The organism is Rhodococcus sp. NPDC080181, from assembly GCF_040702225.1.
Lineage (GTDB): Bacteria > Actinomycetota > Actinomycetes > Mycobacteriales > Mycobacteriaceae > Rhodococcoides > Rhodococcoides fascians.
Window position 1 is genome coordinate 159,810 of record NZ_JBFBKN010000005.1, and the last position, 21,211, is coordinate 181,020.

The window sequence follows — 21,211 nt, forward strand, 5'->3', positions numbered from 1 at the left end:
GAACGCTAGCTGCTACGACATCGATCGTGCACCCTCGACATCAGCGGGTGTCCGAAGTGGGCCGCGTATCGCGGGAGCGAAGCATCTGGGCGACCGAATCCAACACCCTGCTGGCGAGCAGAGCTTTCGAGCCCTCCCCCAGCGCGGCCTCGGAGCCGTCGGACCCCAACAACCAGCCGTCGTTGTGGTCGACCTCGAAGGCCTTGCCGTCACCCACCGCATTGACGACGAGCAGATCGCAGCCTTTGCGTTCGAGCTTGGCTCGCGCGTAGGTGAGCACGTCACCGTCGGCGTCGCCCGTCTCGGCGGCGAATCCGACGATCACCGTCGACGATCGGACGTCTCCGCTGTGCCGAGCCGACACGAGACCGGCGAGGATGTCGTCGTTGCGGACCAGAGGGATCGACGACGGTTCGTTCGAGCCCTTCTTGATCTTGCTGCTCGCGATGGACTCGGGTCTGAAGTCGGCGACCGCAGCCGCCATCACCACTGCGTCGACGTCGGTCGCATACGAGCGCACCGCGTCCTGCATATCGGACGCGGTCTTCACGTGGACCACATCGACCGCCGCGGGTGCCTCGAGGTCGCTGGTGTACCCGGCGATCAAGGTCACGTGGGCACCGCGCTGGGCTGCGACGCGAGCCAACGCGTACCCCTGCTTGCCGGAACTCCGATTCCCCAGAAAACGAACGGGATCGAGGGGTTCCCGCGTACCACCGGCCGAGATCAGAATTCGCCGTCCCTCGAGATCGCGCGGCATCGCGTCCGCACGTTCGGTCAGCAGCATGGCGAGAGCGAAAATCTCCTCGGGCTCGGGCAGTCGGCCCGAACCGGTGTCGCGTCCGGTCAACCGGCCGGACGCAGGCTCGATCACCTGGGTACCGCGCGATCGGAGCGTGGTGACGTTCGCGACGGTGGCCGGGTGTTCCCACATCTCCGTGTGCATGGCCGGGGCCAACACGACGGGGCACCGAGCGGTCAGCAACGTCGCGGTGAGCAGATCGTCCGCCCGCCCGCCCGCGATTCGAGCCATCAGGTCCGCGGTGGCCGGCGCGACGACGACGAGATCCGCTTCCTGCCCCAGCCGGACGTGCGGCACCTCGGGCACATCGGCGAACACGCCGGTGTGCACCGGCTGGCCGGACAATGCCTCGAATGTTGCGCGGCCGACGAATTCGAGCGCCGACGCAGTCGGAATCACTCGAACCTGATGGCCGTTCTCGGTGAATTTTCGAATGAGCGCACAACTCTTGTAGGCGGCGATACCGCCGCCTACTCCGACGACCACATGCACGTCAGGTGTCCCCTGTCGGGTTCTTATTCGCCTTCGGTGTGCTCGAGGAGGTCTGCGTGAATCTCGCGAAGCGCGATGGACAGCGGCTTTTCCTGCAGACCGGGCTCGACCAGCGGTCCCACGTATTCGAGGATTCCGTCACCGAGCTGGTTGTAGTAGTCGTTGATCTGGCGTGCACGCTTGGCTGCGTAGATGACGAGGGCGTACTTCGACGAGGTGCGCGCGAGCAATTCGTCGATGGGTGGATTGGTGATGCCGAGCGGCGTGTCGTAGGCCGGCAGAGCGCTGCGTCCGTCGAAGTCGGAAACGGCCGCTGAAGTGCTGCTCACTGATGATCTCCTGAAATTGCATCGTTGGTGCTACGAACTAGCTGGTCGGGGCCTCGTGCGCCGTGAATATGGTCAGCTGTTACCGACCGACGACCTACCGACCAACAAGGATACCAACTGTTCGCACGAATGGTCGACATCGGTATTGACAACGACCGTGTCGAACTCGTCCTGTGCCGCCAATTCCACCCTCGCCGTTTCCAGCCGCCGCTCGGTGGCGGCGCTCTCCTCCGTCGCTCGACCTACCAGACGAGAGACCAGGTCTTCCCACGTCGGCGGTGCCATGAACACCAGCAGGGCTTCCGGCTTGGACACCCGAACGGCACGCGCACCGGCCAGATCGAGCTCGAGCAGTACCGGACTGCCGGCTTCCAGAGCGGCGTCCACTGCGGCTGCAGGGGTTCCCGACCGCTGCAGGCCGCCGTGGATACTCGCCCACTCCAACAGCTCACCGTCGGCGATCATCCGGTCGAACTCCTCGGACGACACGAAGTGGTAGTCCTGACCATCCACCTCGCCGGGCCGCGGCGATCGCGTCGTGACCGACACACTGAAGACCAGCTCCGGTAGCGCCGCGCGCACGAGCCGAACGACACTGGACTTGCCGACGCCGGAAGGGCCGGACAGCACCACCAACCGGCCCCGCTTCTTCTCCGGCGCGGACGTCGCCGCAGTGTCACTCACCGTCGTCAGGCCTCGAAATCGAACTTCGTCAACAGCGCTTTGCGCTGCCGATCCCCGAGTCCGCGCAGTCGACGAGTGGGCGCGATCTCCAACTCCGTCATCAGCTCCGCGGCCTTGACCTTGCCCACCTTCGGCAACGCCTCGAGCAATGCGGATACCTTCATCTTGCCGAGAATCTCGTCCGTCTCGGCGTCCTTGAGAACCTGCTTGAGGTCGGTGCCGCCGCGCTTGAGGCGCTCCTTGAGCTCGGCGCGAGCCTTGCGGGCGATAGCTGCCTTCTCGAGGGCAGCAGCGCGCTGCTCGGGGGTCAACTGGGGAAGGGCCACTGTCGGTTCCTCCGTCTTCTCGTTTCGGGGCGAGCGACCGGTCCGATCAGGATCGGTACGCCGCTCATCGGTAGGTGCCTGCCGAGGACCATCCGTGCAGGGGTTCCCGGTCGATTCGCATTGTCGTCGGCAGCGTTAGCGACCGTACCGACGACGGGCGCTCACCGCTAACCCACCCCCACACGCTCGCCGACGCGACCATGGACTATGCGAGACCCGCTTCGATCTCGTCACGCAACTGCGTCGCCGCCGCACGCAACGCCGTCACCGACGGACCCGCCGCCAGCACACTCCGAGAGGAGTTCGGCAACAGCAGCTCTCGGCAATCACGGAAGATCTCTGCCAGATCGTTCACCGTGGCACCTTGGGCACCCAAGCCGGGCGCGAGCACCGGCCCGCGGTAGCCCGACAGATCGAGGCCGTGATCGCGGGTGGCGCCGACCACCAGGCCCACCGTGTCCGCATCGACACGGTTGCGCGCAGCCGCCGCGTCGACGATCGACTGCGCAACGGACCCACCCGTCGACATCGACGCGTGCTGCAGCGCGGAACCTTCCGGATTCGACGTCCGGGCAAGGACGAACACTCCGCGGTCGTTTGCGACAGCTCGGTCGATCGCCGCACCCAACGAGTCGAACCCCAGGTACGGCGACACCGTGACGGCATCGGACGACAACGGAGAACCCGGCTCCAGCCACGCCTGCGCGTACGCATCCATCGTCGTTCCGATATCGCCGCGCTTGGCATCGGCGATCACCAACGTGCCTGCGTCCCGCAACACCCCGACAGTGCGCTCGAGAACCGCATAGCCGGCTGAACCGTACGACTCGAAGAACGCCACCTGAGGCTTGACGACAGCCACCTCACCGACGAACGCCTCCACACACAGCTCGGCGAAGACCTCGAGACCGTCCGCCGAGCGCGGCAGGTCCCACGCCTCGAGCAGAGCCGGATGCGGATCGATGCCGACGCACAGCCGACCGCGCGCGGCGACCGCTGCCCGGAGCCGGTCCGACCAACTGTGGTGATGACTCACGGCAGAACCAGGCCTTCCTTCAGACCCGCATGCAGATCCTGCAGGGAACGAACACCGATTCCACCGGCGATGGCGGCCTCGATGCCCTGCACTGCGGCCGACGCACCCTGCACCGTGGTGATGCACGGAATGTTCTGCGCCACAGCGGCAGAACGGATTTCGTATCCGTCGACGCGGGGACCGGAGTTGCCGTACGGGGTATTGATGACCATCGCGATGTCGCCGGCCAGGATGCGGTCGACGATCGTCTGCTCACCCTCCGGGACATCCTCGCCCGACTGCTTGTACACCTGCTCGCACTTGATTCCGTTGCGCCGCAACACATCTGCGGTTCCTTCGGTGGCCAGGATGTCGAACCCGAGATCGGCGAGTCGTTTCACCGGGAAGATCAACGACCGCTTGTCCTTGTTCGCCACCGACACGAATACTGCACCGCCGGCGGGCAGCGAACCGTACGCGGCGGTCTGACTCTTGGCGAAGGCAGTGCCGAAATCGAAGTCGATACCCATCACCTCACCGGTGGACTTCATCTCCGGGCTGAGCAGTGTGTCGACGCCGGTTCCGTCCGCGCGGCGGAACCTGTTGAACGGCAACACCGCTTCCTTGACGGCGATAGGCGCACCCGCCGGGACGGTGCCACCGTCTCCGGTCTCCGGCAGGATTCCCGCAATCCGAAGTTCGGCGATGCTCTCCCCCAACATCACTCGGGCGCAGGCCTTCGCCAGCTGCACGGCCGTCGCCTTGGACACGAACGGCACCGTCCGGCTGGCCCGAGGGTTGGCCTCGAGGACGTACAGAATGTCGTCCTTGAGGGCGTACTGCACGTTCAGCAGGCCCTGGACACCGATTCCCTTCGCGAGGGCTTCGGTCGATCGACGCACGTTCTCCAAGTCGGTCTTGCCGAGCGTGATCGGCGGGAGCGCACATGCGGAGTCGCCGGAGTGGATGCCGGCCTCCTCGATGTGCTCCATGATGCCGCCGATGTACACCTCGGTGCCGTCGCACAGCGCGTCGACGTCGATCTCCACGGCATCTTCCAGGAACCGGTCGACCAGCACCGGTCGGTCGTCCGAGATCTCCGTCGCATTGGAGATGTAGGTCGCCAGGGATGCCTCGTCGTAGACGATCTCCATACCGCGTCCGCCCAGCACGTACGACGGGCGCACCAACACCGGGTAACCGATTCCTGCGGCGATCTCACGCGCCCCGTCGAACGTCGTCGCGGTGCCGTACTTGGCTGCCGGCAGTCCTGCCGCGTCCAGTACCTTGCCGAACTCTCCGCGGTCCTCGGCGAGGTCGATGGCCTCGGGAGAGGTTCCGACGATGGGTACGCCTGCGGCTTTCAGTCGCTTCGCCAGACCGAGCGGGGTCTGTCCGCCCAGCTGCACGATGACCCCGCGCACCGTTCCCGACGCCGCCTCGGCCCGGTACACCTCGAGCACGTCCTCGAACGTCAGCGGCTCGAAGTACAGGCGATCGGCGGTGTCGTAGTCGGTGGAGACTGTCTCGGGGTTGCAGTTGACCATGACCGTCTCGTAGCCGGCCTCGGACAGCGTCAGCGCCGCGTGCACACAGCTGTAGTCGAATTCGATGCCCTGACCGATGCGGTTGGGACCGGATCCGAGGATCAGGACCTTGGGCCGGTCCGGCTGCGGGGCAACCTCGGTCTCGGCTTCGGGGTCGAGCTCGTAGGTGCCGTAGTGGTACGGGGTCTTGGCCTCGAACTCCGCCGCACAGGTGTCGACAGTCTTGTAGACCGGGTGCACACCGAGCTCGTCGCGCAGCGCCCGCACTCCGTCCTCACCGTCGAGTTCGGGTCGCAGAGCGGCGATCTGGCGATCGGACAGACCGTGGTACTTGGCCTGACGCAGCAGCGCCTCGTCGAATTCGGCCGCCTCGCGAACCTGGACGCCGAGTTCGTGGATCTGCTGGAACTGGTCGAGGAACCACGGGTCGATCTTGGTCGCCTCGAACAGCTGCTCGAGGGTGGCACCGAGAGCGAATGCCTTCTCGATCCCGTACATCCGACCGTCCTGCGGTACGGACAGGTCCTTCAGCAACGCGTCCAGACTTTCTGCCTCGACCTCGGGGCCGGTCCAGTAGCCCGCGCGCTTGGTTTCGAGCGAGCGCATCACCTTGCCGAAGGCCTCGGTGAAGTTGCGGCCGATGGACATCGCCTCGCCGACGGACTTCATCGTCGTGGTCAGTGTGCCGTCGGCACCGGGGAACTTCTCGAACGCGAATCGCGGTGCCTTGACCACCACGTAGTCCAGCGTCGGCTCGAAGCAGGCCGGCGTCTCCTTGGTGATGTCGTTGACGATCTCGTCGAGGGTGTACCCGATGGCCAGCTTGGCGGCCATCTTGGCGATCGGGTAGCCCGTGGCCTTGGACGCCAGAGCCGACGAGCGTGACACTCGCGGGTTCATCTCGATGACGACGAGTCGGCCGTCGGCCGGATCCATGGCGAACTGGATGTTGCAGCCACCGGTGTCGACGCCCACCTCGCGCAGGATGTCGATGGAGAGGTCGCGCATCTTCTGGTACTCGCGGTCGGTCAGCGTCATCGCCGGCGCGACGGTGACCGAGTCACCGGTGTGCACGCCGACGGGATCCACGTTCTCGATGGAACAGACGATGACCACGTTGTCGCGGCCGTCACGCATGAGCTCGAGCTCGTATTCCTTCCAGCCGAGGATGGACTCCTCGATCAACACGTTGGCCGTCGGGGACGCCGCCAGGCCGCCTCCCGCGATCCGAGTCAGATCCTCGTTGTTGTAGGCCAATCCCGAACCGAGCCCACCCATCGTGAACGACGGCCGGACGACGACCGGGAAACCGAGCTCGGCGACGGTCTCGCGTACCTCGTCCATCGTGTAGCAGACGGCCGACTTGGCGGATTCTCCACCGACCTTGGCGACGATGTCCTTGAACTTCTGTCGGTCCTCGCCGCGCTGGATCGCGTCGAAGTCGGCCCCGATCAGTTCGACGCCGTACTTGGTGAGAATGCCCTGATCGTGCAGAGCGACAGCAGCATTGAGAGCCGTCTGTCCGCCCAGGGTCGCGAGTACGGCCTGGATGGGGTGGCCCTGCTCGGCCTCGCGAGCGAAGATCTTCTCGATGAACTCCGCGGTGATCGGCTCGACGTACGTCGCGTCGGCGAACTCCGGGTCGGTCATGATCGTGGCCGGGTTCGAGTTGACGAGGCTGACCCGTAGGCCTTCCTCACGAAGCACTCGACACGCCTGGGTGCCGGAGTAGTCGAACTCGCAGGCCTGGCCGATGACGATCGGGCCGGATCCGATGACCAGGACGTGGTTCAGGTCTGTGCGGCGTGGCATTACTTCTTCTCCTGAAGGACGCTGGTGAAACGGTCGAAGAGGTAGGCGGCGTCGTGCGGGCCGGCCGCGGCCTCGGGGTGGTACTGCACCGAGAAGGCGCTGCCGCCGATCAGCTCGACGCCCTCGACGGTGCCGTCGTTGGCGCAGGTGTGGCTGATTCGTGCTCGACCGAAGTCGGTGTCGAACTCCTCGCCGGCTTCACCTTCGAGTGCGAACCCGTGATTCTGCGCGGTGATCGCGATGCGACCGGTGGTGTGCTCGATGACCGGGATGTTCATGCCGCGGTGGCCGAACTTCATCTTGTACGTGCCGCGACCCAGTGCCCGCCCGAAGATCTGGTTGCCGAAGCAGATGCCGAACAGCGGCAGCTCTCGTTCGAGTACCTGCCTTGTCAGCGCGACACTCGTGTCTGCCGTGGCCGGGTCTCCCGGGCCGTTGGACAGGAACACACCGTCCGGGTTCAGTTCGAGAACCTGCTCGATGCTGGTGTTCGACGGCACCACGTGCACGCGGATACCGCGCTCGGCGAACATTCGTGGAGTGTTGGTCTTGATGCCGAGATCGACTGCCACGACGGTGAATCGAGCGTCGCCGGTCGGTTCGATGGTGTACCCGGCACCGGTGGTCACCTCGCCGGCGAGATCCGCGCCGAGCATGGACTGCTGACCGGTCACCTGCTCGAGCATCTCTTCAGAGGTGCCAAGGGCGTCGCCCGAGAACACTCCCGCCCGCATCGAACCGCGCGTACGCAGGTGCCGAACCAGGGCACGCGTGTCGATTCCGGCGATGCCGACGACGTTCTGCGCCTCGAGCTGGTCTTGCAGCGTTCCGGTCGAGCGCCAGCTCGACGTCCGGCGCGCTGGATCTCGAACGACGTAACCGGCGACCCAGATCTTGTTGGGATCCTGGGCACTGGCCGCCTCGCCGTCCTCCTGGTTCCAGCCGGTGTTACCGATCTGCGGAGCCGTGGCCACCACGATCTGGCGGTGGTAGCTCGGATCGGTCAGCGTCTCCTGGTATCCGGTCATACCGGTGCAGAAGACGGCTTCGCCGAGCGTGCGTCCCTGGGCCCCGAACGTGGTGCCGCGGAACGTCCGGCCGTCCTCCAGAACAAGAACTGCGCTGCTCACGCGGTTTCCTCCTTGGTTTCTCCGGTGAAACCCTCTGTCCACACCGGGTAGATCTGCTTGTCGTCGGCCCTGAAGCCGGTGTCTATCTCGGTCCCCGTCGGCAACTCCCATCGGATCACCAGGAGACCGTCCTTGGTCATGACCTTGCCCGCGAGTCCGCGCTCGGTACGGATCGCCCGGATCGATTCGTTCGGAATCCAGATGGGTGACTCGCCGTCCCGATCGAGGAGGATTCCCTTCTCGTGTCGTGACAGCTCGCCGGTGGCGCGGTGGCCGATGTCGCCCACGGCGATCCGGTCCTGCCAACTCGGCGCAATGGTGCTGCCGACGTAGAGCCCGGTGGCCGGCTGGATTCGGTTGGCACCCAGGTCGTCCGGCACGGCCGGGAACTCGCCGATGCGTCCTTCCTGACGCTTCTGACGCCCGCGCCAACCCCGGAAGATCAGCGCGATCATCAGCGCCCAGAACAGGATGAAGCCGATGACGATGAGAACTCTGTCCACGGCTCTACTCCCCTGCCCTGTTCGCCACGACTCCGTCGCGGACGGTGATACGTCCACGGAAGACGGTCGTGGTCACCTTGGACGAGAAGCTCATGTCCTCGAACGGTGTGTTGTGTGCGACGCTGGCGAGCTTCTTGCCCGACACCGTCCAGTCGGCCTTCGGATCGACCAGCGTCAGGTTGGCGATTTCGCCCACCTCGATCGGACGGCCCTGATCTGCCAGGCCGACGATCTCGGCCGGACGTTCGCTCATGACCCTCGCCACACCGCGCCAGTCCAGCAGACCCGGGTTCACCATCGTGTCGACGACGATCGACAGCGCGGTCTCCAGTCCGAGCATCCCGGGCCGCGCGATGGAGAACTCACAGCACTTGTCCTGCTCGGCATGCGGTGCGTGATCGGTTGCCACGCAATCGATCACGCCGTCGGCAAGACCCCTGCGCAACGCGTCCACGTCGGACTTCTCGCGCAACGGCGGGTTCACCTTGTTGACGGCGTCGTACGTCTCCAGACGCGAGTCGTCGAGGAGCAGGTGATGGGGCGTTACCTCGGCGGTGATCGAAATTCCCTGCCCCCGAGCCCATTTCAGCAACTCGACGGTGCCGGCAGTGGAGGCATGGCAGATGTGCACCCGCGCATTCGCGTCCCGAGCGAGCAGGGCATCGCGCGCGACGATCGATTCCTCGGCGGCACGGGGCCATCCGGTGAGACCGAGCCGGGCGGCGTTGGGACCCTCGTGAGCGACCGAACCGACGGTCAATCGCGGTTCTTCCGCATGCTGGGCGATCAACACTCCGAGCGAACTCGAGTACTCCAGTGCGCGACGCATGATCAAGGGATCGTCGACGCAGTGGCCGTCGTCGGAGAACATCTTGACCCGACCGACCCCGGCAGCCATCGTGGCCATCTCGGCCAGCTGCTTGCCTTCGAGCCCCACGGTGACGGCCCCGACGGGGTGCACGTCGACGAGCCCGACTTCCTGTCCGCGGCGCCACACATGGTCGGTCACGACGACCGAATCCGCGACCGGCGAGGTGTTGGCCATGGCGAACACGGCGGTGTACCCGCCCAGAGCGGCTGCGGCGGAGCCGGATTCGATGGTCTCGGTGTCTTCCCGACCGGGCTCCCGCAGATGGGTGTGCATGTCGACGAATCCGGGCAGCAGAACCTGGCCGCGCGCCTCGACCACGTCGGCACCGTCGGCGTCGACGTCAGGCCCGATCTCGACGATCTCCTCGCCAGTGATCAGGACGTTCGTTTCGGGGCCCTCGCCGTACAGCAGGACTCCACGCAGCAGTACCGACGGTGCCGGAGCGGTCATGATGCTCCCCCGTCCGAACCGACCAGCAATCGGAACAGGACTGCCATCCGCACGTGAACTCCATTCGTAACCTGTTGCAAGACTGCAGTTTTGGGTGAGTCAGCCACCGAGGACGCGATCTCCATACCGCGCAGCATCGGCCCCGGATGCAGCACCACGGCGTGCTCGGGCAGCAAGTCGAGTCGGCGCTGCGAAAGCCCGTACGTGATCGAGTACTCCCGCGCCGACGGAAAGAACCCGCCGTTCATCCGCTCGGCCTGCACCCGAAGCATCAACACCGCGTCCAACCCGGGTAGCTCGGCATCGATGTCGTGCGAGACCCGAACCGGCCAGCCCTCGACACCGACCGGCAGCAGAGTCGGTGGCGCTACCAGCACGACGTCGGCTCCGAGGGTGGACAGGAGAATCGCGTTCGATCGCGCTACCCGGCTGTGCAGAACATCGCCGACGATCGCGATCCGGCGACCGGAGATATCGCCCAGGCGTTGCCGAACCGTCAGGGCATCGAGTAGCGCCTGAGTGGGGTGTTCGTGGGTACCGTCGCCCGCATTGATGACCGCAGGACCGGCACCAGCGGAACGACCATCGAGACCAGCGCCTTGGTCGGCGGTCCACCGGGCGATCTGGTGCGCGGCACCGGACGCAGGGTGGCGGACGATGAGTGCGTCGGCACCGGCCGCACGCAGGGTCATCGCAGTGTCGCGGAGGGACTCCCCCTTGGATACCGACGAACTGCTGGCGCTGACGTTGATCACGTCGGCACTCATCCATTTGCCCGCGACCTCGAACGACACCCGTGTTCGGGTGGAGTTCTCGAAGAAGACGGTCATGATCGTCCGGCCGCGCAATGTCGGCAGCTTCTTGACCTCGCGACCGAGCAGTGCCTGCTCGAAACGTTCGGCCTCGTCGAGTAGTTCGGTGGCGGATTCTGCGGTGAGGTCGGCGACCGACAGCAGGTGTTTCATCGCGTCGATCCTCCCTCGGACAAGCTGACGCCATCCCGCCCGTCGTGCTCGGAGAGCAGCACCGAGACGTCCTCGGAGCGGGCCGTGGGCACGTTCTTGCCCACGTAATCCGCCCGGAGGGGAAGTTCGCGGTGGCCGCGATCGATCAGGACCGCGAGTTGGACGGCGCGAGGGCGTCCGACATCGCGCAGCGCGTCGAGCGCCGAGCGGACGGTACGGCCGGAAAACAGCACGTCGTCGACCAGAACGACCAGGGCATCGTCGACTCCGCCGGTCGGCACCGAGGTGCGTTCGAGTGGACGGTGCGGCTTGTTGCGCAGATCGTCGCGGTACAGGGTGATGTCGAGCGAGCCGAGCGGGGGCCGCACGCCGGAGAACGCCTCGATACGTTCGGCGAGACGCTCGGCCAGAGTGGTACCGCGAGTGGGAATGCCCAGCAGCACGACACGCGGCGAGTCGGGAGCGTCGAGCGCGGTCTTCTCGATGATCTGGTGAGCCATACGAGAGATGGTCCGACCTACATCGGCTGCGGACAGCAACTCGCGGACGGCAGAATCGGCGGATGAACTTTCGGGCGCAGGCAAACTACGACCTCCTTCTCCGCCTCTCTGGACGGATCGTTAAAGGATGTCTGGCACTAGAACTGCGTAAAGCCTAGCAACGCTCTGCGAACCGGACCCACCAGGCTCGCAGAGCGTTCGGTCACACTGCCGTGGACGGGTGTGTCACTGATCGGAGTCGACCGTCGCATCGTCCGGGCCTGCGGCCTGGGGACGCGACGACACAGCTGCCGCAGCGGCGCGAACCTGCGGTGCCACGAGCACGATCTGGCCGAGTACACCGTTGACGAAGCCCGGCGAATCGTCGGTGGACAGCTGCTTGGCCAGCTCGACGGCCTCGTCGACAGCAACGACCGGTGGGACGTCGGTGGCGTGGAAGAGCTCCCACACCGCGACCCGCAAGATCGCCCGATCGACTGCGGGCAGGCGGCCGATCGTCCAATCCTTGAGATGATCGGCGATCACGCCGTCCAGTCGGTCCAGGTTCTCTGCCACCCCCTCGACCAGCGTGGAGGTGTACTCACTGACCGGTGCGATCGTGTCGTCGCCGCGCGCGAGTTCGATCCGTTCGCTGGTCAGATTCACCGGGTCGACGTTGCGCGCTTCTGCCTCGAACAGGAAATCCACGGCACGCTTGCGGGCCTTGTGGCGCGCACCCAGCTTCTTCGCGCCGGGGACGCCGTTCTGCGAACCGGAGGATGTCGACTTCTTCGATGACACGTTAGGAGTTCACACGCCCGAGGTAGTTGCCGTCACGGGAATCGACCTTGAGCTTGTCGCCGGTGTTGATGAACAACGGCACCGAGATCTCGGCTCCGGTCTCGAGCGTGGCCGGCTTGGTGCCACCGGTCGAGCGGTCTCCCTGCAGGCCGGGGTCGGTGTGCTTGACCTCGAGCTCGACGGTGACGGGCAGCTCGACGTACAGCGGGACGCCCTCGTGCATCGCGACCTGGACGCGAAGGTTCTCGAGCAGGAATCGCGCGCCGTCGCCGACGGTCGCCTCACCGATGGAGAGCTGATCGTAGGTGTCGGCATCCATGAACACGTAGTCGCTACCGTCGTGGTAGAGGTACGTCATGTCGCGTCGGTCGACCGTTGCGGTCTCGACCTTCACACCGGCGTTGAACGTCTTGTCTACGACCTTGCCCGACAGCACGTTCTTGAGCTTGGTTCGCACGAACGCAGGCCCCTTACCGGGCTTGACGTGCTGAAATTCGATGATCGACCACAGCTGGTTCTCCAGGTTGAGAACCAGTCCGTTCTTGAAATCGCTGGTGGAAGCCACTTGCTTCGCGTCTCCTCAATCGTTTGTGCGCGTGACGCGCCGTCGGTCACGTGCGGGATTCGCTCCCGCCCGCGCGCTAGACGGACGTGAGTTCCTTGCTTGTCAGGGTGAGCAGTTCCGGACCCTCGTCGCGAACGACGAGTGTGTCCTCGATCCGAACGCCGCCGCGGCCGGAGAAGTAGACACCCGGTTCGACGGTGACCGCTGCACCGCTCAGCAGTGTACCGGTGCTCGACTTCGCGATTCCCGGCGCTTCGTGAATTTCGAGGCCGACTCCGTGACCGAGCCCGTGCAGGAAGTACTCGCCGTACCCTGCCTCCTCGATGACCGACCGCGATGCGGCGTCGACCGAAGCGGTCTCGATACCGGGTGCCAGCGCCTCGCGACCTGCGGCCTGCGACCGCTGCACCAGTTCGTACAGCTCGCGCTGCCACTGCGCCGGCTCGCCGATGACGAAGGTGCGCGTCATGTCCGAGTGGTACCCGGCCACCAGCGCGCCGAAGTCCAGCTTCACGAAGTCCCCCTCGGCCAGTACGGCGTCGGTCGGCCGGTGATGCGGCACCGCGGAGTTCGCCCCGGCGGCAACGATGGTCTCGAACGAGACGGCGTCGGCACCGTGATCGAGCATCAGCGATTCGAGCTCGCGAGCCACCTCACGCTCGGTCCGGCCCGCGCGAATCCCGCCGCCGCTCAGAAGCTCGGCGAGCGCGTCGTCGGCGGCGCGGCACGCGTCTCGAAGCACACCCACCTCGTACTCGTCCTTGACCATGCGCAGCGATTCCACGACTCCCGGCGCACGCACCAGTTCGAGGCCGCCGTCGAGCTCGGCCCACGCCCGATGGGCGTCGACCGTGACCACATGACTCTCGAAGCCGACACGGGTGCCGCGACCGGAAATACCGGAACCGAGCAGGTGCAGCGCCGACGGGCGGTCGATCTCTGCGCGCAGATCGGGAACCTGCTCGGCGACCTGGGTGACGTAGCGGCCGTCGGTGCAGATCACTGTTCGCTCGTCACCTCCGGTCGACACGAGCAGCGCGGCATTCGAGCCGGTGAAGCCGGTCAGGTAGCGCACATTGAGCAGGTCGGTGATCAGAATCGAGTCGAGGCCGTCCTGGGTCAACAGCTCTCGCAAGGCACCGCGGCGGGCGCCGAAATCAGCAGACATGTTCCCGACATTACTGGTCGGCCGTCAACGGATCGGGAGCCTCGGCTGCGCCGCCCCCACTGCGAACCTGTGGGCCCCGACACACAATCGGCCACGTGCGGATATGCTGTGCCGCATGACTGGGTGGGCAGTGCGTGGCATAGGTATGGCTTTGATCAACGTCGTCGCTCGACTGCTGCTGGGGGCAGCGGTGTCGATGTGGCCTCTGAGCGGTTCGGCGCTGCGATGGGTGGCGTATGCCCTCGTCGTGCTCGTCATCGCCGTCTGGGCCGGCATCGACGGGATCCGCGACCGACGCAGGAACCCCGACCCGGACAAGGGCGAGGACCTGACGATGGTCTGGCTGAAGGCTGCTGTGGTCGGCGGACTGCTCGCCGGATTGCTCAGTTGGATCATCGATTTCTTCGTCGACTTCAGCCTGGGTCAGAACGGACTGATCTTCGAGCTGACCTCGGGCGCAGCGTTCACGATCCTGACGGTGTTCGTCGTCGCGAGCATCGCGATGTTCGTCGGCAGGCAGATCGTCAACCGCGAGGCGAAGAAGAAGTTGGCCACCTCCGACGCCGAGCGAGCACACGAGCGCCAGCTGGTGAACGCGGGCTCGGCCGAGCAGGCGGACCGGGCGGGCACGCGGTCGCAGGCCGAACCGCAATGGGCACCCGAGCACGGCGAGGCCGACACCGAGGTGTTCTCGGCTGTCGACGCCGACGGCAAGCCCCGGATGGACAAGCGCGGCAACCGTCGCGGGAGCGCCGACGCCTCCTGATCCACGCGACACACGTCCAACGGGCGGTGGTCGATGCAGTGTTTGCATCGACCACCGCCCGTTGTGTGTTCGGAGTGTGTCCCAGGCCTACAACACCCGGATCTACAACATGATGGCGGAACCACCGGCCGCCGGAGCCTCGCGCCCCACAGCCGAGAAAGCCGCGACGAGCAGAGCCGGATCCGGGCCCTCGAGTCGACCGGGCTTGGCCAATCCGTCCAGGACGACGAATCGAAGCAAGCCTGCGCGGTTCTTCTTGTCCGTCTGCATTCCCTTGAGCAGATCCGCGAACGCGTGCTCGTCGTAGGTCACCGGCAGGCCGACCGATTCGAGAATCGCCCGATGGCGGTCCGCGGTCGCGTCGTCGAGCCGGCCCGCCAGACGACCGAGCTCGGCGGCAAACACGAGCCCGACCGACACCGCAGCTCCGTGCCGCCAGCGATACTGCTCGCGTCGCTCGATGGCGTGGGCGAGGGTGTGCCCGTAGTTCAGGATCTCCCGTAGATTCGATTCCCGCAGATCGGCGGCCACGACCCTGGCCTTGACTTCCACGGACCGTCTGATGAGCTCCGGCAGTACGTCGCCGGTCGGATCGAGCGCCGCAGCGGGGTCTGATTCGATGATGTCCAGAATCACCGGGTCGGCGATGAAGCCGGTCTTGATCACCTCGGCCAGGCCCGACACGATCTCGTTCTTCGGCACGGTCTCGAGTGTCGCGAGGTCGACCAGCACCGCGGCCGGTTCGTGGAACGAGCCGACCAGGTTCTTGCCGGCATCGGTGTTGATTCCGGTCTTTCCACCGACGGCGGCGTCGACCATGGCCAGCAGAGTCGTCGGAACGTGGACGATTCGAACGCCGCGCATCCACGTCGCCGCCACGAAACCGGCGAGATCGGTGGCCGCGCCGCCGCCGAGCGAGACGATGGCGTCACTTCTGGTCAGGCCGATGCGTCCCAGCACCTCCCAGCAGAATCCGGCGACCGCGAGGTCCTTGCCGTCCTCGGCGTCCGGAACTTCGATGCGGTGTGCATCGATCCCCTTGTCCGCCAATGCAGCTCGCACTGCTTCGGCCGTCTCGGCCAGGGGTGGCTGATGGAAGATCGCGACCGTCGCGGTTCCGGCGAGCTCGTCGACGAGGTCCGTCAACAGGCCTCGGCCGATGATCACCGGGTACGGGTTGGCACTCTCGACCTGGACGCGTACGGGCTCTGTCATCGAATCACCTTCATCTACTGGGGGTTTCGTCGTTCACTTCGCGAACGGGCACCGGTGCGAGAGCAGTGAGCTTGGCCACCAACTGATTCACGACTCGGGCCGGACTACGACTGTCCGTCCGCACTCGCACGGTGGCAACCGAGCGATAGAGGGGGCGGCGGTGACGCATCAATTCCTGGTACTTGGCGCGCGGGTCCGGGCCCGCGAGCAGTGGCCGAGACGTGTTGGCTCCAGTTCGCCGAAGCCCCTCCGACACACTGATTTCCAGATAGACCACAGTGTGCGCGGCGAGCAGCTTTCGGGTTGCAGCCGACAATACGGCTCCGCCGCCGAGGGAAAGAATGCCGTCGTGCGAGGCCAGGGCATCGGCGACGATCCGCTCTTCGATCTCGCGAAATGCAGGCTCACCGTCGTGCGAGAAGATATCGGCGATGGTTCGCCCGGCTTTTCGTTCGATGGCCACGTCGGTATCGAACAGATCCAGATTCAACGCCTGGGCCAGTCGCCGTCCGATGGTCGATTTTCCTGCACCCGGCGGTCCGACGAGGACCGCGTACGGGCTCATCGCGGAGGTCGGGCGGCGGTGCCCTTCACGTAGTGGTCGACGTTGCTCGTCGTCTCCGCCAGCGAATCCCCACCGAACTTCTCCAACGCTGCCTGCGCGAGTACAAGGGCAACCATCGTCTCCGCCACGACTCCGGCGGCCGGAACAGCGCACACGTCCGAGCGCTGGTGGATGGCAACCGCTTCGTCGCCGGTCGACATGTCCACCGTCGACAGCGCGCGGGGAACCGTGGAGATGGGCTTCATCGCGGCGCGCACCCGCAGAGCCTCACCGTTGGTCATTCCGCCTTCGATCCCGCCCGCGCGGTTCGTCGAGCGGAGAATTCCGTCGGGCCCTGGCTTGATCTCGTCGTGTGCGACACTGCCGCGTCGGCGCGCGGTCTCGAAACCGTCGCCCACCTCGACACCCTTGATCGCCTGGATGCCCATCAGCGCAGCCGCCAGTCTGGCGTCGAGCTTGCGTTCACCCGAGACGAACGAGCCGAGGCCGACCGGCAGTCCGTGCACGACGACCTCGACGATGCCGCCGAGGGTGTCGCCGTCTTTCTTGGCGGCTTCGATCTCGGCGATCATGGACTCCTCGGCGGCCTTGTCGAAGGCCCGCACCGGAGACTCGTCGATGGCATCGATGTCCGCGCCCGCGGGCGGCGGGCCGACGTAGGGATCCGAGGCACCGATGGAGATCACGTGCGAGACGACGTCGATGCCGAACGCCTGCTTCAGGAACAGCCGCGCGACCGTTCCGATCGCCACCCGCGCCGCGGTCTCACGCGCACTGGCACGCTCGAGCACCGGACGTGCGTCGTCGAAGCCGTACTTGAGCATCCCGGAGAAATCGGCATGCCCGGGTCGTGGTCGAGTCAGTGGAGAGTTACGGGCCAGATCGGCGAGGACGGCCTCGTCGACGGGGTCGGCCGACATCACCTGTTCCCACTTCGGCCATTCGGTGTTGCCGACCTCGATCGCCACCGGCCCGCCCATGGTCCGGCCGTGACGAACGCCGCCCGTGAGGGTCACCTTGTCCGCTTCGAACTTCATGCGGGCACCGCGGCCGTAACCGAGGCGACGGCGAGCGAGTTGGCGAGCAATGTCGTCCGAGGTCACCTCGACTCCCGCGACCATTCCTTCGAGGATGGCGACGAGAGCGGGTCCGTGGGATTCTCCGGCAGTTATCCAGCGCAGCACTCGAACATCTTTTCACGCCGTGGCCGCCGCAACTGCCAGCAGGGTGGCCGCGCACATCGACGGCCCGTGCGCGATGCGCGCCCGGGGGTATCCGCAGGCCGCCGCGATCGACCCCACCACGGCTGTGGCCACCGGCGCCGACAACGCCGCGACGGTCCACCCGGCTGTACCGCCCAGGCAAGCGATCGAACCCACCGACCAGGCGAGCTTGACGTCACCCGCGCCGAACGCCCTCGGCGCACCGAGATGAACCACGAGGTAGATGCCGAACAGCAGCCCGCCGCCCAGCAGCGCCTGAGCCGAACCCGTCGCCACCAGCACTGCCGGAACCACGACCGCACCGGGAACGGTCAACACGTTCGGCAGCCGGCGACACCCCAGGTCGACGGCGATCAGCGCTGCGAACCACCACGTCAGTACGCACCAGGTGATCAGCCCCCACGACGCGGCATGCGGGCTGTCCCAGAACCGCCACCACGCCCACCCGGATCCGAGGACACACAGCGCCGGTAGAAGACGCGGCTCCCATCGACGCAACGCGACGCGCAGCACCACACCGGCGACAGCACCGACCGTGACAGCAACACCCAGACTCCACATAACTCGAAGCGTCGCACCGAGACGAACCGAGTCGCGCGCACAATCCAGGTCACGAAAAGATCTGTGGACAACCGCCGCCCTGTGAACAACCGTCGCCCTGTGCACAGCCGATGATCGACGGGTGCCGACGGAGGTTGCCAGTCGGCCGACAAAAGAACGCGGCTACAGAACGACGCCGAGCGCCTCTCGCATGGCCGATCGTGGTGCCGGCATACCGGTGAATTGCTCTACCTGCCCGTAGGCCTGGTTGAGCAGCATCGACAGTCCGCTGATGACGGTTCCGCCGGCGTCGTCGACCGCAGCGGCGAGTGCGGTCGGCCAGGGGTCGTAGATCGCATCGAGTACGACGGGTGCCCGGCCGAGAGCGGCCGCGAAGGGGGCAACTCCGGCTGCGGGCACGGTGCTGACCAGCACGGCCGACGCCGCTGCGACGTCGGCGAGCCCGGGATCGCTGAACTGTGCGAAGTCGGCGCGGAGCCCGGCGGCCACCGCGCACTCGAGAGTGGCCGTCGCACGATCGGCCGATCGAGCAACCACCGTGACCGACGCGGCACCCAGTGTTGCCAGTGCCACGATCGCGGGTCTCGACGTGCCTCCTGCACCCACCACCGTCACGGCGGCACCGGTCAGATCGTCGATTCGAGCATCTCGCAGTGCGCCGACGACGCCGTCCACGTCCGTGCAGTCCGCCCGCCATCCCGACGTCGTCCGCAGCAGAGTGTTGGCCGACCCGGCCAGGACGGCGCGTTCGGTACGTTCCGACGCGTACGTCAGAGCGGCGACCTTGCCGGGCATTGTCACCGACACGCCGACCCAATCCGGCCCGAAACCGTCGACCAGTCCGGGAAGTTGCTCGGCCGTGCACTCGATTCGGTCGTAGGTCCACTCGTCGAGGCCGAGGGCGCGGTAGGCCGCCCGATGAAGCACCGGTGACTTCGAGTGCTCGATCGGGCTGCCGAGTACGGCGGCACGCATGTCAGCGGCCGCTGTCGAGGAATCCGGCTTCCACCTTGCCGATGTTGGCCAGGTGCTCGTCGTAACTACGGGTGAACAGCGTCTCCCCAGCCTGGTTGATGGTCACGAAGTACAGCCAGTCTCCGTCGGCCGGCATCTCGACGGCCTGTACCGCACCGATGCTCGGGGACGAGATCGGAGTGGCGGGCAGCCCTTCGCTGGCATAGGTGTTCCAGGGCGTCACCGTGGCGCGATCGGCGTCGGTGGTGGCCACCTCGGTGGTGTCGAGCGAGTAGTTCACCGTCGAGTCGAATTCGAGCTTCTGCGGCACCGCGAGACGGTTGAGGATCACCCTCGCCACTTTGCTGAAGTCCTGCGGCAGGGATTCACGCTCCACCAGCGAGGCCGCAACGAGTGTGTCGTACGGGGTAAGTCCGGAGTTGCTGCCCGCGGTGAGGATTCCGGTGTCCTCGTACCGGGTGGCGCTCTCGGACACCAGTTGTTTCAGGATGTCCGCAGGAGCGGCGCTGGGATCGAAGTCCCACGTTCCGGCGGCGATCAGACCTTCGAGCTGGCGGTCTCGGTCCGGCACGCCCTCGACGCGGTCGGTTGCCCACTGCGGCACTCCCAGGGCCGCCGGATCGTCGACTGCTCCTGCTGCGTTGAGATCGTCGTAGCTGATGCACGTCGGACTGCCACTGCCGGTCCGATCCACACAGCTGGCCTCGGAGATCAGCGTGTAGATCCCCTTCTTGACCGAACCGGTGTTCACGTCTCTCGCGTCGTGCAGTTGACGCCCCTCCGAGATGACCATGTTTCCCACCCGCGAGGCAGGATCCACCAGCTCCTCGACCGCGCGGGAAGCCGGAACACCGCTGGTGAGCAGGTAAAAGCCCGGCTGGACCGACGTGATCGCATTGTTCTGCAGCGCAGCTTCGAGGAACGCTCCGGAACTCGCCACCACGCCCTTGTCCGCAGCCTCGGTACCGATTTGCTGGGCGGTGTCGTTGGGATGGACCTGAATCACAACTCCGTCACCGGACGAACCGGCCGCGAAGTCCTCGTTCGGTGTCGTTCGATTCCCGAACTTGTTCACTGCGAAGTACCCCCCTCCTGCCACGGCGACGACCAACAGCAGCCCGAGAACCAGGGCGACGACTCGGCCACGACGCTTCCGGCTGGACGCGGCGCGTTCCCTGCGACCGGCGGCGCGGCTCCGACCCACGGCCTGCGGCATCGCTCCGGCATCCGGGTCGACTGCCGGGCCACCGCCGGCCTCGCGGTCCGCACGACGGGTGCCCTGCGTATGCGGTTCACTGCGTTGCGGCGGCCGGGACCGATTCATACTCCGGTGGAACTCACTGCCCTCGTCCACGCGATACCCGATCGGATCGGTGTGGGCCTCGTCCGGGGCCACCCGCCGTCGACCCCGATCATCGGACCCATGGTTGCTCACTCGTCGACCTCCGTCGATCCTGAATTCGTCGTTGCTCGGTGCGCCGCGGCCCGTCGTTCGTCGAGCCAACCCTGCAGTATCGCTACCGCGGCGGCCTGGTCGATGACCGATCGCTGATCCTTCGCGCGCACACCACTCTCCCGTAAGGCACGCGACGCGCTCACCGTAGTCAGTCTCTCGTCGGCCATGCGAATCGGCACGCCGCCCAACCGCCTGTGCAGAGAACGGCCGAATCTCTCCGCCGCGTCGACTGCACTTCCACGTTCACCGCGCAACGTGCGAGGCAGTCCGATGACGACCTCGACGGCCTCGTACTCGGCAATGATCTCCGCCACCCGGACGACGTCCGGCGCATCGGGTCCCTTGACCTTGGACCGCGGCACCGTTTCGACGGGCGTCGCGAGGACGCCGTCGGGGTCGGACGACGCGATGCCGATGCGAACGCTCCCGACGTCGATGCCGATGCGTCTGCCGCGGCCCGGATCGTCGACGCCGGGTCGATCGGGGCCTCGCCCCTGAGTCGGCACGATCG

Annotated in this window: 22 protein-coding genes; 1 reads left to right on the forward strand and 21 read right to left on the reverse strand. The window is 66.2% G+C overall.

Going from position 1 to position 21,211, the window contains the following annotated elements; translation table 11 throughout:
• Positions 1-40: 40 nt before the first annotated feature.
• The 14 genes from coaBC to AB0O58_RS08210 form a co-directional block, all read right to left on the reverse strand.
• Positions 41-1,294 carry a bifunctional phosphopantothenoylcysteine decarboxylase/phosphopantothenate--cysteine ligase CoaBC gene (gene coaBC, locus AB0O58_RS08145; RefSeq protein WP_032372473.1) on the reverse strand — a complete coding sequence of 418 codons (1,254 nt, stop codon included), beginning with the start codon at positions 1,292-1,294 and terminating at the stop codon, positions 41-43.
• 23 nt (positions 1,295-1,317) lie between these two features.
• Positions 1,318-1,623, reverse strand: a complete 306-nt coding sequence (gene rpoZ, locus AB0O58_RS08150; protein ID WP_008716576.1) for a DNA-directed RNA polymerase subunit omega — start codon at positions 1,621-1,623, stop codon at positions 1,318-1,320.
• Between the two features lie 72 nt (positions 1,624-1,695).
• Positions 1,696-2,307, reverse strand: coding sequence for a guanylate kinase (gene gmk, locus AB0O58_RS08155; RefSeq protein WP_032372474.1), 612 nt, complete (start codon positions 2,305-2,307; stop codon positions 1,696-1,698).
• Positions 2,308-2,312: 5 nt separating this feature from the next.
• Positions 2,313-2,633, reverse strand: a complete 321-nt coding sequence (gene mihF / locus AB0O58_RS08160; RefSeq protein WP_027496987.1) for an integration host factor, actinobacterial type — start codon at positions 2,631-2,633, stop codon at positions 2,313-2,315.
• 205 nt (positions 2,634-2,838) lie between these two features.
• The gene (gene pyrF / locus AB0O58_RS08165) at positions 2,839-3,669 is read right to left on the reverse strand and encodes an orotidine-5'-phosphate decarboxylase (protein ID WP_032372475.1); all 831 of its coding nucleotides are present in this window, start codon (positions 3,667-3,669) and stop codon (positions 2,839-2,841) included.
• Positions 3,666-7,007: a carbamoyl-phosphate synthase large subunit gene (carB, locus tag AB0O58_RS08170; protein WP_032372476.1), complete on the reverse strand. Its 3,342-nt coding sequence runs from the start codon at positions 7,005-7,007 to the stop codon at positions 3,666-3,668. Before carB ends, pyrF begins: the two co-directional genes overlap by 4 nt.
• Positions 7,007-8,137 carry a glutamine-hydrolyzing carbamoyl-phosphate synthase small subunit gene (gene carA, locus AB0O58_RS08175; RefSeq protein ID WP_032370494.1) on the reverse strand — a complete coding sequence of 377 codons (1,131 nt, stop codon included), beginning with the start codon at positions 8,135-8,137 and terminating at the stop codon, positions 7,007-7,009. The genes carB and carA overlap by 1 nt, the downstream gene beginning before the upstream one ends.
• Complete coding sequence (locus AB0O58_RS08180) at positions 8,134-8,640, reverse strand: hypothetical protein (RefSeq protein WP_032372477.1); 507 nt, start codon at positions 8,638-8,640, stop codon at positions 8,134-8,136. Before AB0O58_RS08180 ends, carA begins: the two co-directional genes overlap by 4 nt.
• A 4-nt stretch (positions 8,641-8,644) precedes the next feature.
• Entirely contained in the window at positions 8,645-9,961 is a 1,317-nt protein-coding gene (locus AB0O58_RS08185; protein ID WP_027496982.1) for a dihydroorotase, read from the reverse strand.
• Entirely contained in the window at positions 9,958-10,926 is a 969-nt protein-coding gene (locus AB0O58_RS08190; RefSeq protein WP_032372478.1) for an aspartate carbamoyltransferase catalytic subunit, read from the reverse strand. The genes AB0O58_RS08185 and AB0O58_RS08190 overlap by 4 nt, the downstream gene beginning before the upstream one ends.
• Complete coding sequence (pyrR, locus tag AB0O58_RS08195) at positions 10,923-11,510, reverse strand: bifunctional pyr operon transcriptional regulator/uracil phosphoribosyltransferase PyrR (RefSeq protein ID WP_032372479.1); 588 nt, start codon at positions 11,508-11,510, stop codon at positions 10,923-10,925. Before pyrR ends, AB0O58_RS08190 begins: the two co-directional genes overlap by 4 nt.
• A gap of 141 nt (positions 11,511-11,651) precedes the next feature.
• Entirely contained in the window at positions 11,652-12,206 is a 555-nt protein-coding gene (gene nusB, locus AB0O58_RS08200; RefSeq protein WP_032370491.1) for a transcription antitermination factor NusB, read from the reverse strand.
• Position 12,207: 1 nt separating this feature from the next.
• Entirely contained in the window at positions 12,208-12,771 is a 564-nt protein-coding gene (efp, locus tag AB0O58_RS08205; protein WP_027496978.1) for an elongation factor P, read from the reverse strand.
• A gap of 76 nt (positions 12,772-12,847) precedes the next feature.
• Entirely contained in the window at positions 12,848-13,939 is a 1,092-nt protein-coding gene (locus tag AB0O58_RS08210; protein ID WP_032372481.1) for a Xaa-Pro peptidase family protein, read from the reverse strand.
• A gap of 115 nt (positions 13,940-14,054) precedes the next feature.
• On the opposite strand from AB0O58_RS08210, the gene AB0O58_RS08215 reads away from it, so the two are divergent.
• Entirely contained in the window at positions 14,055-14,705 is a 651-nt protein-coding gene (locus tag AB0O58_RS08215) for a B-4DMT family transporter (protein ID WP_032372786.1), read from the forward strand.
• Positions 14,706-14,807: 102 nt separating this feature from the next.
• Here AB0O58_RS08215 and aroB read toward each other — a convergent pair whose 3' ends face one another.
• From aroB to ruvX, 7 genes are all read right to left on the reverse strand, one after another.
• Complete coding sequence (gene aroB, locus AB0O58_RS08220; protein WP_032372482.1) at positions 14,808-15,920, reverse strand: 3-dehydroquinate synthase; 1,113 nt, start codon at positions 15,918-15,920, stop codon at positions 14,808-14,810.
• Positions 15,921-15,930: 10 nt separating this feature from the next.
• Positions 15,931-16,485, reverse strand: a complete 555-nt coding sequence (locus AB0O58_RS08225) for a shikimate kinase (RefSeq protein WP_032372483.1) — start codon at positions 16,483-16,485, stop codon at positions 15,931-15,933.
• Positions 16,482-17,669, reverse strand: a complete 1,188-nt coding sequence (gene aroC / locus AB0O58_RS08230) for a chorismate synthase (RefSeq protein ID WP_206497520.1) — start codon at positions 17,667-17,669, stop codon at positions 16,482-16,484. The genes AB0O58_RS08225 and aroC overlap by 4 nt, the downstream gene beginning before the upstream one ends.
• A 12-nt stretch (positions 17,670-17,681) precedes the next feature.
• A complete protein-coding gene (locus AB0O58_RS08235) occupies positions 17,682-18,269 on the reverse strand; it encodes a prepilin peptidase (RefSeq protein WP_052062822.1) in 588 nt (195 codons plus the stop codon).
• 162 nt (positions 18,270-18,431) lie between these two features.
• Entirely contained in the window at positions 18,432-19,244 is an 813-nt protein-coding gene (locus AB0O58_RS08240) for a shikimate dehydrogenase (protein WP_094717447.1), read from the reverse strand.
• A 1-nt stretch (position 19,245) separates the two neighbouring features.
• The gene (locus AB0O58_RS08245) at positions 19,246-20,679 is read right to left on the reverse strand and encodes an endolytic transglycosylase MltG (RefSeq protein WP_080730204.1); all 1,434 of its coding nucleotides are present in this window, start codon (positions 20,677-20,679) and stop codon (positions 19,246-19,248) included.
• On the reverse strand, positions 20,676-21,209 hold the full coding sequence (gene ruvX, locus AB0O58_RS08250) for a Holliday junction resolvase RuvX (protein WP_032372486.1): 534 nt from the start codon (positions 21,207-21,209) through the stop codon (positions 20,676-20,678). Before ruvX ends, AB0O58_RS08245 begins: the two co-directional genes overlap by 4 nt.
• Between the last annotated feature and the right edge of the window lie 2 nt (positions 21,210-21,211).